Below are 16,035 nucleotides of genomic sequence, written 5' to 3'. Positions count from 1 at the left end.
AGTCGGGGCAAGACCTGCGGCCTCTCGTCCTCGCCCGTCTCGCGGAGCTCGGCGGCGGGTGGCGAGGCGCGCGTCGGACGCCTGGCGCACCGCCGGAAACCGGGCAGCCAGATCGGCGGCGACCTGCCGGATCATCGCCTCGGGTCGCGACTGGTACAGCGCGGCGGCGTCCGCCTCGGCCTGCGGCCGATGGTTCTTCATGCCCACGAGGTGTCCGTCCTCGGATCCTCAGGATCCAGTGTCTCGTGTGTCCAAGATCAGGGGTCAAGACCCTCCGGCGGCAGTCCGGACGCTCCGCGTGCCACACCGTGAACCGCCCTGCCTTTCGCGGCGTCCGCCGCCCGTGTCCCCCGTCAGAGCTACTCGGACTGTCCACTCAGGGGTGACTCGCAGACGTCGCCGCGCTCGTAGCGTTCTTGGCGGGCCGCCTGAAGACACGCGGCCGATGCCATACGGAGATCACCTTGAATACGACTCACACCACGTCACCCCAGCCCACACGCCGGGAGGGCGGCGGCCGCTTCTTCCGGTCTCCCCTCGCCTGGATGCTGACCGGCATAGTGGGGGTGGGTCTGGCATCCAGCCTGGCCTCGGTGGGTGGTGTGGTCGCCATCGTGGGTGCGGTCGTGGCGGTTGTCATCTACTGGGCGGTCATGCGCTACGTCGCCCAGCGGAGCGTGCCGGAGATCGCGAAGTCGGGGGCCGTGACACAGACGTTGCTCGGTGCCGCGATCGGCTTCGGGTTCATCACCGTGTCGATGCTCATGCTCCTCACCGAGTTCTCGTTCGATGAACGGCCCGGTAACGGCCTGTCCATCGTCGCGAGCATGGCCGCGATGTCGGTCGGCGCCGCCGTGACCGAGGAACTGCTCTTCCGCGGCCTCGCCCTCCAGGCACTGGAGAAGCTGTGCGGCAGCTGGGCGGCTCTGACGATCACCGCGGTGCTGTTCGGCGGACTGCACCTGGCCAACCCGGATGCCACGCTGTGGAGCTCGACCGCGATCGCCATCGAAGCCGGCGTCCTCCTGGGTGCCGCGTTCTTGTGGAAGCGCAATATCTGGTTCGTCGTGGGCCTGCACTTCGCCTGGAACACGACCCTGGGCCTGATCGGCATCCCCGTATCCGGCCACGTCTCCGAGGGCCTGATGACCACCAACCCGACCGGCCCCGACCTGGTGACCGGTGGAGACTTCGGCCTTGAGGCGTCGATCGTGCCCGTCATCGTCAGCCTGCTGATCGCGATCCCCATGCTCATCGCCGCCCACCGGCGCGGCAACCTGGTACCCATGCGCCGCGGGCGCCGCTGAACACCTGTCGCCCGACGGCCACGAGATCTCGCTCGCGCTCGCGCTCGCCGTACGGGCGGCAGCGGTATCGCCGTATGTCCACAGCGAAGCCGTGTCGACCGTGGCGGTCCCGCCGCCCGTCCTGGACGCGGGTCCGGACGACCTACCGTCCCTGCGGCACGGCCGACGCAGCGAGCAGCGCCGATGTCGCTGGGGCCGACGCGCGGGCGACGTAGACAGTGGCGGTGCTCCGGTAATCGCTGGCGATGCGGCGGCCGGTCGGCTGGAATAGAGGCTGGACACACAACCGATGCCGTGAGGACTTTCGTGGCGATCACATGGCGCAGACTCACTGAGTCCGACTTCCCGCTGCTGAGGCAATGGCTCCTTCAGCCTCACGTCGCACGCTGGTGGAATCACCAGACCTCACCCGAGGCGGTCGCACGCGACTTCGGCCCGGCGGTCCGGGGCGAGGAGCCTTCGGAGGACCTGCTCGTCGCTGTCGGCGAAGACCCGGTGGCGTTGGTCCAGCGGTGCCGGCTCGCCGACTATCCGCAGTACATCGGCGAACTGGCGTCCCAAGTCGAGATCCCCGAGCAGGCGATGACCATCGACTACCTGATCGGTGACGCCCGGTTGACCGGTCGAGGGCTCGGCACACGCATCATCAAGGCGATCGTCGCGGCCACCTGGACCGACCACCCGGATGCGCAGAGCATCATCGTTCCCGTTCACTCCGCCAACCACGCGTCCTGGCGGATGCTGGAGAAGGCGGGACTCGACCGCCGCACCGAGGCATTCCTGGAACCCGACAATCCTGTCGACGACCGCCTGTACTTCGTCTACCGAATCGATCGCCCTGCCGATTGACCGACCCACCGCTCCACCGTCATGGACCTCGGCACCCGCCAACCACGCACTCGGCGGCGGACCGAGCGGGGACGCGGGCCACGAGCACTCACGCGAACAGGACGGCCCGTACCCGCCGTTCGGTCGACGCACGGCCGCCGGGTCCGTTCGGGGAGGTGCCGGCCAGTGCGCCGGGCGAGCTGACGCAGATCGACTCCGCCCCGTTGGATGTGCTGGTGCGGCTGGGCGACGGGATCGCTGAGACGGCCCCGTAGCCGTTGGAACCGTAACCGTTGGGGCCATAGCCGTTGGGGCCATAGCCGTTGGGGCCATTCCTGTCGTAGGCGATGGGGTCTTCAGAACACTGGAGATGGAGGTCGAAGTGCCTGCCTCGCATGAAGGAGGATGGCCGCGGGAGGAACTCGGGTGACCGGACGGCCCGATCCGGCGACGGCTCCGCGACGTACCGCCCGCGGAACTGAGTCATCTCCCCGATTCCCCCGGCCCCGCCCGCACCATGCCCTCCCGCACCATGCCCTCCCGCAGCTTGATCCACACGGTGAGGACGACACACGCCGCCAGACAGCCCGATGCGGTGATCAGCAGTGCCGTGTCGGCTGCCGCTTCCGAACCCACGCCGCGGTCATGGTCGGTGACGGCCCCGGCCAGTCCGACGCCAAGGCCGGCGGCCACGGTGATGACCGTCTTGGTGACTCCCGACGCCTCCCCGGCCCGCTCCGGCCGGATCACCGCCTGGGTGGCGATGAGCGTCAGTGAGTTGGCCACTCCGAGGACCGCGCCGCCCACGGTGGCCACGCCTACGTACAAGGTGAGGGAGGAGGTCCGGGCCAGGCACGCCAAAACCAGCGCTCCCCCGCACAGGCAGCCCGCCATCAGCCGTACCGCGGCCCGTGGCGGCACCCGCCCGGCGAGCGGCCCGGCGAGCGCCATGGCCAGCGCGGGAGCGAGGAACGCGGTGCCCGCAAGGACGACCGAGAGGTCCCAGTGGCCCTGGAGCGTCAGGGGTACGACGAACAGGAACATCACGGTGGTGGTGTTGGCCGCGGCACCGGCCAGGGTGAGCGCCATGTACGGCCCGTTGCGGAACAGGCTGAGTTCCACCAGCGGATGGGCTGCGGCCCGCTCACGCCGTACGAACAGGATCAGCAGCGCTGCCGTGACGGCCACGCCCGCCAGCGCCGCGGGCCACGGCCAGCGCGGTCCGCGGTCGATGACGACGCAGAGTGCGGCGAGCGCGGCCGTGGCACCGGCCAGGCCGCTCCAGTCGACGCTGCGGGGCGCACTGGTGTCGTAGCTCTCGGCGGTACGTGAGGCACATACCGCGCCGAGTACGGCGAGCGGGACGTTGAGCCAGAACACGGCACGCCAGGACACCGACTCGGTCAGGGCGCCCCCGATGAACGGACCGCAGGCGGTGGCGATCCCGCCGATGCCGAGGGCCCAGCCGGTGGCACGGCCCCGCAGTTCGGCCGGGTAGACGTTGGTCAGCAGGGACAGCCCCACCGGCATGATCATCGCGGCCCCGGCGCCCTGGGCCGCCCGGGCGCCCATGAGGACGGGCAGGGTCGGGGCGAGCGCGCAGACCAGCGAGGACGCGCCGAACACGGCAAGCCCCGCGACCAGGAGCCGCCGTCGGCCGAACAGGTCACCGAGCCGTCCCGCCCCCAGCATCAGCGTGCCGGTGGACAGCAGATACGCACTGATCACCCACTGAAGACCGTCTCCGCCCGCGTGCAAGTCGCGGCCGATCTGCGGCAGGGCGAGGTTCAGGCCGAACGAGTCGAGCTGGATGCAGAACACCCCCACGGACATGGCGAGGAGCGCCCACCGCCGGGTGGCGAAGGGCGGCGGCGTCGCGCCGCCGACACCGTCCCTCAAGATCGCGCCCTTGCTCACGATTGCGCACTTCTCCTCATGGTCAGCCCCTTTGGGGGTGCTCCTTGCTGCCGCCGCACGGCCGTGCGGCGGCACGAGACGCTAGTCAGGACCGACGGATCGCAGGCCCCGAAGCTGCTCAGCTCACCGACGATCGCCATCACGATCAACGTGACGGCGCTCCTTGAAATCTCCTCAGGGGCGTTCTCGCTGTTACCTTGCCCCCTCGGCATCCGTCATAGGTGTGACAGCCGAGTACGAACGGTTGTCGCACCGACGAGTGAATCGAGAACCGGATGCTGACCAACATCATGTACGTGACGATCTACGTCACCGATCAGGACCGCGCGCTGAAGTTCTACGCCGAAGGGCTCGGCCTGGAAAAGCGGCTCGACTTCCCCGGGCCCGACGGACGTTTCCTCACCGTCGGCGTGCCCGGCAGCCCGGTGCAGATCATTCTGTGGTCGCATGCGCCGGCCGCGGGACAGCCGGGCGGCACCGGCGCGCCCGGTCCGCTGATCCTCGAATCCGAGGACCTGCGAAAGGATTTCGAGACCATGCGCCGGCGCGGCGTCGTCTTCGAAGAGCCCGAACCCGTGGACTACCCCTTCGGAGTTCGCGTCGAGGCGGTGGACCCGGACGGCAACCGCGTCTCGCTCCGTCAGCAGCGCAAGCCGTGACCGCCCACCCGTCCCTCCTCGTGACCGAGGCGTTCGAAGCCCAGCGCGACCGGCTGCGCGCCGTCGCGTACCGCGTGCTGGGCTCGCACGCCGATGCCGAGGACGTGGTTCAGGAAGCCTGGATGCGCCTGGTCCGCCAGGACGAGGCGACCATCGGCAATCTGGCAGGCTGGCTGACCACCGTGGTCGGCCGAATCAGCCTGGACATCCTGAGATCCCGCCGAGCTCACCCCGAAACCGACTACGAGCAAGAGTTCGCGAACCTCGTGGTGACACCCGACGATGGCCCCGCGCCGGACGAGCAGGTGGCGCTGGCCGATTCGGTCGGCCTCGCCCTGCTCATCGTGCTCGACTCGCTCACCCCGAGCGAACGCCTGGCGTTCGTCCTGCACGACATGTTCGCGGTCCCGTTCCGGGAAATCGGCCAGATCCTGGGCAAATCCACCGACGCGACCAAGATGGTCGCCAGCCGCGCCCGCCGCAAGGTCCAGGCCACGGACCGGTCGGCGGGCACCGGCCGTGAGCACCGAGAGGTCGTCCAGGCATTCGGCGCCGCCGCCCTCAGCGGCGACTTCGAAGCGCTGCTTCGTGTCCTCGACCCGAATGTGAAGCTGACCGTCGACACCCCCGACGGCGTGGTCGTCACCCTCGGCGCCACCAGGGTCGCCGCCGGCGCCCGTATGTTCTCCGGCGAAGTCGCCCGCCAACGGCCCGTGCTGGTCAATGGCATCCCCGGCCACATGTCCTGGGGCCCCGACGGAAGCCCTCTCTCCATCATCGCCTTCACCGTCACCGAGGGCCTGATCGCCGGCATCCACATCATCATCGACCCGGCCAAACTCGCCTCGATCCATCTGCCCGCCCCGGACTGAGCGGGTGCCGTCAGTCCACCCTCCGGCGGCGAGATCGGGGAAACCGGGACCGGCTTGCGCATCACGCGGTCCATGCGAATTGAGGGCGTCGCGGAGGAACGTCCGGGCCGCGTCCATGGACTGGCACGATACGTAGACCGCGTACGGTTCACCGATCGAGCGACCTGGCCCGTCTGTTCAAGGGCCGGTGGGCGCATCGATCACGACTACCGCGAACCCAACCACGCTCTGGGGCTGGCCCACTGCGCAGGTCGGTCCTGGACCGGCACCAGCAAGACGTGGCGCTGCCCGGGGCGATGTGGTCGGGAGCATGGGGCCCAGTGACGTAGGGTTGTCCTACCGACGCGGGGTGGAGCAGCTCGGTAGCTCGCTGGGCTCATAACCCAGAGGTCGCAGGTTCAAATCCTGTCCCCGCTACCAACGCGACAGCCCTCTCGACCACTGGGTCGAGGGGGCTGTTCGTATCCCAGGCCCGCCGACGGCTATACGGCCGCAGAAGCCGCCGGCAACGGACGTACGACGGCGCGCACCATCCGCACACCGTCGTGCTCCACCGGCTCACCGGGCAGGATCAGCAGCCCAGGCCCGCCGCCCTGCCAGGCCGCGCCGATCCGCCGCAGCAGTAGCACCTGGACCGCCGACCCCCCTGGCACCGCCCGTACACGGTCGGCCTCGCTATGTCCAGGGCGGGGTGGGCGTGCCGTCGGGGTCCAGACCGTAAGGCCATTGCCGTCGTGCGTAGGTTCTGAAGGCGTTGGAATTCGACACGCTTCCCAGACTGCCCCTGTCGGCTGCCTGCCGGGCGAGGGTCTCTGCCCCTGCGTGGTCCCCGGCTCGTTTTCTTTCCTGGGCGAGTTCGAACATGGCGTGAGCGCTGCCCGCGTCGGCCGCGCGCCGCAGGAGGTTTTGGGCTCCTGCGTGGTCTCCGGCCTTTCCCCTGGTCACGGCCAGATCGAGCAGTGCGTAGACGTTGCCCGCGTCGGCTGCGCGGACGGAGAGAGTCTCGGCTGCCGCGTGTTCCCCTGCTTTCTCCCATGTGCGGACCAGTTCGCGCAGCGGATGGAGGTCGCCATTGTGGGCCGCGTGCAGCACGAGCTCCTCGGCGCCTGTCCGGTCGCCTGCCTTGTCACGCACACGGGCAAGGTCCGCGAGCGTCGTGCGGCTGCCGGCGTCGGCGGCCTGTTGGAACAGAACCGCGGCCGCCGCCAAATCGGCGTCCTGCTCTCGAGAGCGTGCCAGATGGGTCAGGGGACCGGCGTCGCCGGCGGCGGCCGCGCGCCGGGCCAGAGCTTCCGCTTTTGCATGCTCGCCTGCTTTGTCCCGTAGCCGGACCAGCGACGCAAGGGCTTCCATGTCGCCTGCATCGGCCGCCTGCTGGAAGAGGTCCTCGGCGTCGACGTCGTCGCCGGCCCGCTTCCGTTGCCGGGCCAGCACCAGCAAGGCATACGTCCCGTGGAACGCAGGAGCACGCCAGTCGGCTGCCGCGGCACCACTCAGGTACGCCGCCCCTCTGCCCTCCAGGGGAGGATCGCCTGATGAGCGGTGCCCTGACAGGTTGACGGCGTACCTGGCCAGGGCTTCGGCGCCCTTTTCGTCGCCCGCCTTCTCGCGCTCAAGCATAAGGTTCACCAGCACTTGGATGTTGCCGGCTGCCGCTGCTTGCCGGGCGAAGTCGTCAGCCGCCGCGTGATCTCCAGCCTCCTCTCGAACCCACACCAGTTCGGCCAGCGCGGCCGGGCTGCCGAGGTCGAGCGCGTACCGGGCCAGGGCTTCGCCTCCCTGCCGGTCACCCGACTTCGCACGCGTCAGCGCCAAGTCTGTCAGGGCACGCAGCTTGCCGGCCGCGGCCGCGCGCCGGGCCAGGACCTCAGCCTTTTCCTCGCGACCGTCCTCCTGCCAGATGAGGACCAGTCGGACCAACGCCTCTTCGCTGCCTGCCCTGACGGCTTGCCGGCCGGCCTCCTCAGCTCCCTGGGCGTCTCCGGCTTCTTGACGGATCCGCATCAGCTGGATCATTGCTTCGGCGCTGCCCGCGGCAGCGGCCTCCCGGTAGAGTTGCCCGGCACCATCGCGGTTTCCGGACTGTTCCCGGACATGAGCGAGCCGGAGCAGAGCCCGGCTGTCTCCTGCACTGGCGGCCTGCCGGGCGAGCGCTTCAGCGCGTTCTTTGCTGCCCGCCTTCTCCCGGTCCCGGGCCAACTGCGCCAGCGCCCGGGTGTCGCCGGCTCCCGCCGCCTTCCCCGCCAGTTCCTCGGCCGCCGCGTGCTGCCCGGACCGCTCTCGAAAGCGGGAGAGATGAACGAGGGCGTCAGCGTCGCCGGCATCAGCCGCGCGGCAGGTGAGGTGGTGTGCCCACTGCAGTCGGTGCCGCCTTTGGGCCGCTGTCGCCAAGGCCTTGAGGTCGTCGACCCGGGTGAGATGCGTGTAACCGGCGTGCCAGAAACTTGCGGGTGGGCACAGCGGCCGGCGGACGGTCCGGCCGTGCTGCTCCAGATAGTCGGCAAGGCGGAAGACGGGCCCAGCAGGGGAAGGTGACGGCGCTGACGGCGCTTGCGGACGGCGGCGTTCGGGTCGCAGGCTGACGCGACGCAAGGGTGCCTGTTTTCCGTGGACGAGGCGAGCGAGTTCGGCGTAGGCGGCTTCCGCCCAGTCCTGGGTGAGTTGGTCGTAGTCGACGTCGGTGAGGTAGTCGGCGGCAGCGTCGGTGAGAAACGGCTGGGAAAGGTGGAGCCCGAGACCCAGGCGGCGGGCATCCATCGCCGCTTCGAGCAGAGCGCGGGCGGCCGCTGTGCCGTGCTCGTATCGGTGCAGAAGCTGAGGTGCGCCGGCGAGGTCCTGCGTGACGCGTCCATCGGCCCGGGCCCGGGTGAGCGCATCGGCCAACAGCCGGTCACCGCTGTCCGCCAGGTCTGCGGCGCGATCCAGGGCAGCGGCATCGAAGGCGTCAGGCACGGACACGGTGCGGCCCGCAAGCAACTCGCGCACCCTGCTGTGGGAGTCCGAGCCGGTCGAGGTCGGCAAAGCGGTGTACTGCCTGGCGTACTCGGGCCACAGTGTCCCCAGGATGAGTACCGGCCCCCGTGCCGGGTCGGTGAGCAGGAGATGCAGGGCAGCAGCAATGCGCTCGCCCGCACTCTGGCTGTCGAGGTAGTGCTGAGCTTCGTTCAGCCACACCACGGTCCGCTGCTGAACCCGGCCCACGTCCTCAAGTGCGGCCTCCGCCCGGGTCGGAACGAAGGGGTGCCAGAGCCGCCACCCTGTACCTGCGAGCGGCTGAACCGCTTCCCAACAAGCCCTGGTCTTTCCCGTGGAGGAGCTCCCGACCAGCACCACCATGCGGCTGTGGCCCTCTGTGGCCTCCCGCACCGCCGCAGCCAGTACACGGTCGTGCTCACGGTGTACATAGCCGGGCAGTACCCGATCTTCGAGCACACCCGCCTCGTGCCCGTTCGCGGTGCTCCCGGCCGGGTGCACCTCCAGGGAATGCGGTTCCCATTCCTCGACAGACTTGCCCAGCACCGGCCCTACGTCCACGGTCGGGCCTGCCCCACCGGCCGCGGTCCGCTGCAACTCCAGAAGCGCCTGTGCCGGGATCCCCAAGGCCAGTGCCAGCGCTGCCACCGTCTTCGCCGACGGCAGCCGACCATCGGGCCGGAAAGCCTCCGAGACGGTGGCGCGCCCCAGCCCCGACCGGTTGGCGAGCTGTGTCTTGGTCAACCGACTCACAGCCAGACGATCGTTCAGCCTGCTGCGTAGTTCACGCCCGGCCGCAGCACGCGTCGTGTGTTCTTCGGACACCCGCCCTCCCCCGGACCGCCCTGCTCTACCGATGTTCATGCTCCTACCGGTGTACTGGCAACCACCACCATCGGCAGACATGCCGTGCCAACGCGCCATCATGCAAGCGGAGTTCACCTCATTCCCTGTCACCGCACCTGTTACTCGTGCGTGGGATGGGTGGCCGGCCCATCATGTCGCTCCCCGCCGGGGCAGGGCAGCGTCCGGCAACAGGAGTTCTTCTGCTGGCGCTTTGGCCGCGGGCGTCGCGGGCGTCCTCGGTGGCTGGCACACTGCACCGGCGGGGCAGCGGTCCGGAGAACAGGGGAGTCGTATGTCGGATGCGGCGATGACGGCGTGGATCGCCGCCGGTTCGGCGGTGGCCGGGGCACTCGCGGGCGGTACGGTCACGGGATGGTTCACCCTGGCGGCCGCCCGGAAACAGGCGCAGAGCACGGTCGACGCGGCGGCCCGGCAGGCGGATGCGGCCTGGGCGGCCGGTCGGCGCCAGGCGGATGCGGCATGGGAAGCGGGGCGCCGGCAGGCGGATGCCGCGTGGGAAGCCGGACGGTTGCAGGCCGATGCCCAACTCGACGTGGCCCGGCAAACGCTGACCGCTCAGCACCTCGCCACGCAGCGTGAGGTGCGTCGGGCTGCCTACGCTGCCTTCCTCGCCGCCACCGACACCGGCCACCAGTGTCGCGTCGAGTGGCAGCAAGCCCTGGGCACCTCCGAGGCGGCAGGCTGCCGCGACCGCTACAGCGCAGCCCTGACCACCGTCGGCGAGGCACTTACCCTCGTCCGGCTCGAAGGCCCCGATCCGGTCAGCTCCGGAGCCGAGGCACTGGAACGCTCCCTCGACGCGAACGCCTCACCTGAGCAGTACCGGACCGCGCACGCCGACTTCCTCGACGCCGCACGTACTGCCCTTGCGGCACCCTGACCACCGTCCCGGCGCTGATCCTGCGTACGTACTGTCCGTTCGCTGTAGGGGCATACGGGTCAGGGCACCACGGTGCGGCGGTGCGGGGCTGCGTGATCTGATCGGTGAGCCGCTCCACGTGGGAGCAGCCCGACGGACCGCCTATCAATCCCGAAGGAACCGCGCATGAGTGTCCTGTCAGCCCGTACCGACCGCAGCAGCGCCCCGGACCCCCTGCGCAGCGTGTACCTGAGGCTGGTCTCCGAGGAATCGATACCCGAGGAAGCGCGAGGGCAGTTCAGCTACCTGCAACCGCTGGCCACGGACCTTCTGGTGGGCATCGCCCTCGACACTCCTGACGACGTCCGGGTCCTCAGTGACCGCGACACGGCCCTCGTCGAGTGGGGCACCCTCGCGGCTGCCGCGCGTAGCAACCTGCTCAGCGAGCCGGTCAACTACGACACCGTCGATCTCCCCGGTGGTGCGGTCCTCCACATCCTCGGCCACCCCGAGTCGGTGTTCGCGGCCAGCAAGGTGCTCGTCTTCGAGGAGACGGTACGCGCCGCCGGCGGCCCCTGGATACCGGACGAGGGTGTGCTGCTAGTCGTCCCCAACCGGCACAACCTCGTGTTCTATCCCCTCACCGACAAGCATGTCGCCGAGGCCGCCAACGCCTTGGCACAGTTCGGGCAGGGCGCCTACGAGGACGGCCCCGGACGCCTCTCCCCCCGAGTGTTCTGGTGGCGCGCCGGGGCCCTGACATCGATCACGCTCTTCGACCAGGAAAGCCGGACGATGAGAATCTCCCCGCCGGACGAACTCATGACGATCATGCGCTGCCTGACCGGCACTGCTGGCTGAGGCACGCGCTCATGTCTGCCGTCGAATTCGAGCTGCTCGACGTGGACCGTGCGTAGGAGCATCGCCCGACCGGTGCTCCTCAGCGCACCAGCCGTACGGAAAGAAGGGTGCCGAGGCCGATGAGTGTCGAGAGGGAATCTGCCCTGGCCCACTCGAGAACCGGTCGAGACGGCCCCGGCGACCAATGCTGCATGCCGGACATTCAGGGTTCTGTCGCGGGGGTGTGGCCGGGGCCGCCGCGGCACAGCCTTGGCCGCACGAGTGATACTCGAGCGGGAGTAGCGACACTTGCGCTATGTGGATCATCGCCGGACTGATCGGGTCATTCGCCGTCGTTCTCCTCCCGGCCTTCCTCGGACGCCGTCTCCTCGGCATCGAGGCCGGGCCGCTGCGGCTCGTGGTGGCGGGTGTCGTCGGGATCTCCGTCTCGGGAGTACTGATCGGGCCCCAGCTACAGGATTCGGATCGTCGGCACGTACTGCTGTCGCTGATGATCGGGATCGGTGTGCTGACGGCCATGGTCACGCTCGTCTCGCTGCGGGAACTGCTGCCCGCGGGCAGCGGGCCGCTGGACCTGGTGCGCGGGATCAGAGGGCGGATCGCGCGGGGGCGCCGCTACACGCACATCGCCCGGATCGCCGGGCGGCACGGGCTGGGGCCCTACCTGCGGGGGCGCAGAGGCGTCGAGAACGAAGGGGTGCCCCACCAGCTCCTGGCGCAGGAGCTGCGGCAGGCACTGCAGGCCGGCGGGGTCACGTTCGTGAAGCTCGGCCAGTTGATGTCGACCCGGCGGGACCTGCTGCCGGAGCCGTATCCGGAAGAGCTGAGCCGGTTGCAGGACCAGGTCTCGCCCGCGCCCTGGCCGCAGGTCGAGGAGACGTTGATCGCCGGGCTGGGGGCGCCTCCGGGGGAGGTCTTCGCCGAGTTCGACCGGCTGCCGCTCGCGGCGGCCTCCATCGCGCAGGTGCACGCCGCTGTTTTGCACGACGGGACCCGGGTCGTCGTCAAGATCCAGCGGCCCGGCATCCAGGAGCTCGTCGAGCGGGACCTGGACATCCTGAACAGGCTGGCGGTCACGTTGCAGAGCCGTACCGCCTGGGGCCGGAGCCTGGGCCTGACCGAACTCGCCCGGGGGTTCGCGGTCGCGCTGTGCGAGGAGCTCGACTTCCGCATCGAGGCACGGAACATGACAGCCGTACGGATGGCGGCCGAGGCACGCGGCGACTGGAGCGTCACCGTGCCGCGGGTGCACGAACAGCTGAGCACCGCGCGGGTGCTGGTGATGAGCCGTATCGACGGGGTGCCCCTGGGCCAGGCGGCACCCGGCACCGCGGAGCTCGGGGAGAAGCTGGCCACGACGCTGCTCACGGCGCTGCTCGACCAGATCATGCAGGACGGCGTGTTCCACGCCGACCCCCACCCCGGAAACATCCTGGTGCTGCCCGACGGCACCCCCGCGCTGCTGGACTTCGGTTCGGTGGGCCGGATCGACGCGGGGCTGAGGGCCTCCATGGCCGGGCTGTTCCTGGCGGTCGACCGGGGCGATCCCACCGCGCTGTGCGATGCGCTGCTTGAGGTGACCAACCGGCCGGAGCAGGTCGACGAGCAGCGGCTCCGGCGGGCGCTGGGGCACTTCAGTGCCCGCCATCTCGCCCATGGAGGTGCCCCGGACACGGTGATGTTCACGGAACTGTTCCGGCTGATGACGGACTTCAGGCTGGCGGTTCCGCCGGAGATCGCGGCCGTGTTCCGGGCGCTGGCCACGATGGAGGGCACCCTGACCCGGCTTTCGGACGGCTTCGACATCGTGGAGGCGTCCCGTGCGTACGCCGCCACGCAGTTCGCCCGGCAGCTGAGCCCCGGGACGGCGGGCGAGACGGCGCGCGACGAGCTGGTCGCGCTGCTGCCGGTGCTGCGCCGGCTGCCGCGGCGTCTGGACCGGATCAGCGGGGCGCTGGAGGAGGGCCGGCTGGGAGTGAACGTCCGGCTGCTCGCCGACCCGCGGGACCGGCGCGTGATAGGCGAGCTGCTCAGCCGGGTGCTGCTGGCGTTCCTCGCGGTCTTCTTCGGCATGGCCGGGGTGCTGCTGCTCCTCGGCTCGAAGGACGGGCCCGTGGTCGCCACCGGGATCGGGCTGTATGCCTTGATCGGCTACCACCTGCTGCTTCTCTCCGGGGTTCTGGTGCTGCGCACGGTCTACATGCTGGCCCGGCCTCCCGCCTGAGGGCCACCGCACGAGCTGGGTCCGCGTACGAGTGATCCTCGATCCGGTGCGGATCCGGTGCGGATCCGGTGCGGATCCGGTGCGGATCCGGTGCCACAAGAATCGGCCGGCCGCTCGCCTGACGACAGGTAGGGCCCGCCCGGTAGGCGCCGAGGATGCGGTCGCCCAGCAGCCCCGTCTCCGCGGCCTGCTGGGCGGCCACGGGATCAGAAGTACACCGGGGACCGCTCATCCGCCCGGGTGCGGAACGCCCACCACTGCATGGCCTGGAAGGCGAGCAGCACCGGAAGGATCAGCAGCATCATGGGGCCGACCATGCTCAGGGTGTCGGGGTGGGCGGCGGCCTCGGCGAGCGAGAGGTCCTCCCCCTCGTACGTGCTCACCACCGTCTGCGGGAAGCGGGCGGCGCCGATCGCCAGCACCGGAAGGCACGCGGCGAGTCCGCTGAACAGCGGGGCGCCCGCGCTGTTGGACGCCACGAGCCGTGCCGCGAGGAGCGCGGCGGCCATCGCGGCCGCGGCGATCAGCACGGCGGGGAGCGCGTTGGGCGCTCCGTCCCGGGTCCTGCCGTCGAAGGCGGCAGCGAAGAGGGTGAGCAGCCCGAGCCCCGCCGCCGCGGTGCCCAGCCACGAGGTCAGCTCCGCGGCCCGTTCGGCGACCGGGCCCGTCGTCCTTCTGGCCAGGAACACGGCGCCGTGGAGCGCCAGGACGGCGACGGCCGTCAGCGCGGACGCCACCGGTACGGGGCGCAGCAGCAGGTCGAGGGAGGGGCTCAGGTGCCCGTCCTTGACGGGCAGCGCGCCGATCACCGCGCCGCCCAGGGCGCCCCACATGAGGGCCAGCGCCACGCAGGCGGTCTGGACCACGGCGTCCCAGCGGCGCCGCCAGCCGGGGGACGGCACGCGGCGGCGGAACTGGATCGCGGCGTGCCGCAGCAGCAGCGCGGCGACGGCCACGACGATCAGCGGGGCCATGCCGCTCACGACGGTGGACTCCAGGCCGGGGAATCCGCCGAGCGTGATGCCCGCGGCGGCCACCAGCCAGACCTCGTTGCCGAGGAAGAACGGCCCGGTGGCCGCGTCGACGGTGCGGCGGTCCGCGTCGGTGCGGGCGACGAGGCGGCCCACGATCCCGCTGCCGATGGTGATGCCGTCGAGCACGAGATAGCCCGTCAGCAGCAGTGCCAGCAGGGCGTACCAGATGTTGTCCCACATGATGTGCGCCTTTCAGTAGGTCAACGCGGCTACGTCCGCGGGCTCTTCGGCTGGGCTTTCGGTCTTCCCGAGTTGCGCCGCGTCCGGTCCCCGGCGGGCGAAACGGAGCAGCAGGGCCCAGTCGATGACGGTGAGGGCCGCGACGAGTACGCCGAAGACGAGGAGCGAGGCGAGCGCACCGCCGACGGTCATGCCGGGGGTGATCGCGTCCTCGGTCTTGAGCACTCCGTAGATGGCCCAGGGCTGGCGCCCGACCTCGCGGAAGATCCATCCGGCGGTGCTCGCGACGTACGGCAGGACCACGGCGGCGCTGAGCAGCCACAGCAGGATGCGGCGGCGGATCAGGTTCCGTTTGATCAGGAACAGCGTGGCGACGAGGGCGACGACCATCATCACGCCCCAGGTGGAGATCATGAGGCTCTCCGCGGTCTTGACGTAGTCGGGACCGTAGTAGTTGTCGGGCCCGAACTTCTCGGTGAACTCCTCGGCCTTGGCCACCGCGTTCTTGTCCCCTGGACCGAACTTGGTCGGGGCCTGGTCGGCCACCACCTGGAACAGGCCGGCGCCCATGACACCGGTGATCATGGCCATGACCGCGGCGACGGGGAGGGCCAGCTTCATCGACGACCAGAAGAACTCCGTGTGTGCGGTGCGCCGTCGCAGATGCCAGGCGCTGACCGCGACGATGAAGAAGGCTCCGGTGGCCAGCGCGCCGGTCAGAACGTGCGCCATCGCGGAACTCGCGTTGGAGTTCTGGAAGAGGGTGGCGGCGTTGACCGGCACCATTTCGCCGTCGACCGTCCGCGTGCCCGTCGGGTACTGGAGAAACCCGTTGGCGGCCATGACGAAGAAGACCGAGGCATACGCGGTGAGCGCCACCAGCCAGATCAGTACGGTGTGCGCGGTGCGGCCAAGACGGTCCCAGCCGAAGATCCACAGGCCGAGCAGCGTGGACTCGGCGAAGAACGCCACCAGGGTCTCCACCGCGAGGGGCGCGCCGAAGACGTTGCCCGCGGCATGGGTGAGTCCGCTCCAGTTCAGCCCGAACTGGAATTCCATCACGATGCCGGTGCCGATTCCCAGGGCATAGTTGATCAGATAGAGCTGCCCCCAGAACCTGGTCTGCGCGCGGTGCTTCTCCTTGCCGGTGATCGCCCAGCGCGTCTGCATGACGACGAGGAAGGTGACCAGACCGAGGGTGAGCGAGACGAACAGGTAGTGCGCGATGGCGGTGAGGGCGAATTGGAGCCGTGCGAGGGTGAGCACGTCGTCCACGAGAGTCTCTCCTTGTGCGGCCGACCATATGGAAGGGCGGCGCGACGGCCGCATGGCGGAGTCCGGGCGCCGTCAGGACGCCCGAACTCCCGTACCGGGGTCAGTGCTTGTCGACGAAGACGGCGACGGCCGTCCCGAAGCCGAACTGCTGCAGCATGCGGTCGCCGTTGAGCATGAAG

At 70.0% G+C, this 16,035-nt stretch carries 12 protein-coding genes and 1 tRNA gene; 8 read left to right on the top strand and 5 right to left on the bottom strand.

The annotated features are described in order from the left end of the window. The first annotated feature begins 464 nt into the window (after window positions 1–464). Both ACZ6JY_RS32850 and ACZ6JY_RS32845 read left to right on the top strand, forming a co-directional pair. Window positions 465–1,307, top strand: coding sequence for a lysostaphin resistance A-like protein (locus ACZ6JY_RS32850; protein ID WP_469201810.1), 843 nt, complete (start codon window positions 465–467; stop codon window positions 1,305–1,307). A gap of 306 nt (window positions 1,308–1,613) precedes the next feature. Next, window positions 1,614–2,156 carry a GNAT family N-acetyltransferase gene (locus tag ACZ6JY_RS32845; protein WP_469201808.1) on the top strand — a complete coding sequence of 181 codons (543 nt, stop codon included), beginning with the start codon at window positions 1,614–1,616 and terminating at the stop codon, window positions 2,154–2,156. A gap of 88 nt (window positions 2,157–2,244) precedes the next feature. On the opposite strand, the gene ACZ6JY_RS32840 is transcribed toward ACZ6JY_RS32845, so the two are convergent. After that, a complete protein-coding gene (locus ACZ6JY_RS32840; protein ID WP_469201806.1) occupies window positions 2,245–2,622 on the bottom strand; it encodes a hypothetical protein in 378 nt (125 codons plus the stop codon). Next, window positions 2,619–4,052, bottom strand: coding sequence for an MFS transporter (locus ACZ6JY_RS32835; RefSeq protein WP_469201804.1), 1,434 nt, complete (start codon window positions 4,050–4,052; stop codon window positions 2,619–2,621). Before ACZ6JY_RS32835 ends, ACZ6JY_RS32840 begins: the two co-directional genes overlap by 4 nt. Before the next feature lie 275 nt (window positions 4,053–4,327). Between ACZ6JY_RS32835 and ACZ6JY_RS32830 the strand changes: the two genes are divergently transcribed. The 3 genes from ACZ6JY_RS32830 (at window position 4,328) to ACZ6JY_RS32820 (ending at window position 6,003) form a co-directional block, all read left to right on the top strand. Then, on the top strand, window positions 4,328–4,711 hold the full coding sequence (locus tag ACZ6JY_RS32830; protein WP_469201801.1) for a VOC family protein: 384 nt from the start codon (window positions 4,328–4,330) through the stop codon (window positions 4,709–4,711). Then, window positions 4,708–5,583: a sigma-70 family RNA polymerase sigma factor gene (locus ACZ6JY_RS32825; RefSeq protein ID WP_469201799.1), complete on the top strand. Its 876-nt coding sequence runs from the start codon at window positions 4,708–4,710 to the stop codon at window positions 5,581–5,583. The genes ACZ6JY_RS32830 and ACZ6JY_RS32825 overlap by 4 nt, the downstream gene beginning before the upstream one ends. A gap of 343 nt (window positions 5,584–5,926) precedes the next feature. Next, a tRNA-Met gene (locus ACZ6JY_RS32820) sits at window positions 5,927–6,003 on the top strand. Between the two features lie 255 nt (window positions 6,004–6,258). Here the strand turns inward: ACZ6JY_RS32820 and ACZ6JY_RS32815 are convergent. Continuing rightward, on the bottom strand, window positions 6,259–9,381 hold the full coding sequence (locus tag ACZ6JY_RS32815) for a hypothetical protein (RefSeq protein ID WP_469201797.1): 3,123 nt from the start codon (window positions 9,379–9,381) through the stop codon (window positions 6,259–6,261). 313 nt (window positions 9,382–9,694) lie between these two features. Between ACZ6JY_RS32815 and ACZ6JY_RS32810 the strand changes: the two genes are divergently transcribed. The 3 genes from ACZ6JY_RS32810 (at window position 9,695) to ACZ6JY_RS32800 (ending at window position 13,367) form a co-directional block, all read left to right on the top strand. Beyond that, window positions 9,695–10,303, top strand: a complete 609-nt coding sequence (locus tag ACZ6JY_RS32810) for a hypothetical protein (protein WP_469201795.1) — start codon at window positions 9,695–9,697, stop codon at window positions 10,301–10,303. 165 nt (window positions 10,304–10,468) lie between these two features. Then, window positions 10,469–11,143, top strand: coding sequence for a hypothetical protein (locus ACZ6JY_RS32805; RefSeq protein WP_469201793.1), 675 nt, complete (start codon window positions 10,469–10,471; stop codon window positions 11,141–11,143). A 295-nt stretch (window positions 11,144–11,438) separates the two neighbouring features. Next, entirely contained in the window at window positions 11,439–13,367 is a 1,929-nt protein-coding gene (locus ACZ6JY_RS32800; RefSeq protein WP_469201791.1) for an ABC1 kinase family protein, read from the top strand. A gap of 206 nt (window positions 13,368–13,573) precedes the next feature. Here the strand turns inward: ACZ6JY_RS32800 and ACZ6JY_RS32795 are convergent, their stop codons facing one another. Further along, window positions 13,574–14,581: a cytochrome d ubiquinol oxidase subunit II gene (locus ACZ6JY_RS32795; RefSeq protein ID WP_469201790.1), complete on the bottom strand. Its 1,008-nt coding sequence runs from the start codon at window positions 14,579–14,581 to the stop codon at window positions 13,574–13,576. Between the two features lie 12 nt (window positions 14,582–14,593). Beyond that, on the bottom strand, window positions 14,594–15,856 hold the full coding sequence (locus ACZ6JY_RS32790) for a cytochrome ubiquinol oxidase subunit I (protein WP_469201788.1): 1,263 nt from the start codon (window positions 15,854–15,856) through the stop codon (window positions 14,594–14,596). Window positions 15,857–16,035 lie beyond the last annotated feature (179 nt).

It is taken from the genome of Streptomyces sp. NPDC046335, from assembly GCF_055587985.1.
Note: the sequence above shows the minus strand (reverse complement) of the source record. Positions and strands in the feature narration are given on the sequence as shown.

Excerpts from the sequence above, each read along its gene's own strand:
- ACZ6JY_RS32840 (WP_469201806.1), bottom strand. The coding sequence starts at position 2,622 with ATGACTCAGTTCCGCGGGCGGTACGTCGCGGAGCCGTCGCCGGATCGG.
- ACZ6JY_RS32830 (WP_469201801.1), top strand. The coding sequence starts at position 4,328 with ATGCTGACCAACATCATGTACGTGACGATCTACGTCACCGATCAGGAC.
- ACZ6JY_RS32810 (WP_469201795.1), top strand. The coding sequence starts at position 9,695 with ATGTCGGATGCGGCGATGACGGCGTGGATCGCCGCCGGTTCGGCGGTG.
- ACZ6JY_RS32805 (WP_469201793.1), top strand. The coding sequence starts at position 10,469 with ATGAGTGTCCTGTCAGCCCGTACCGACCGCAGCAGCGCCCCGGACCCC.
- ACZ6JY_RS32800 (WP_469201791.1), top strand. The coding sequence starts at position 11,439 with ATGTGGATCATCGCCGGACTGATCGGGTCATTCGCCGTCGTTCTCCTC.
- ACZ6JY_RS32795 (WP_469201790.1), bottom strand. The coding sequence starts at position 14,581 with ATGTGGGACAACATCTGGTACGCCCTGCTGGCACTGCTGCTGACGGGC.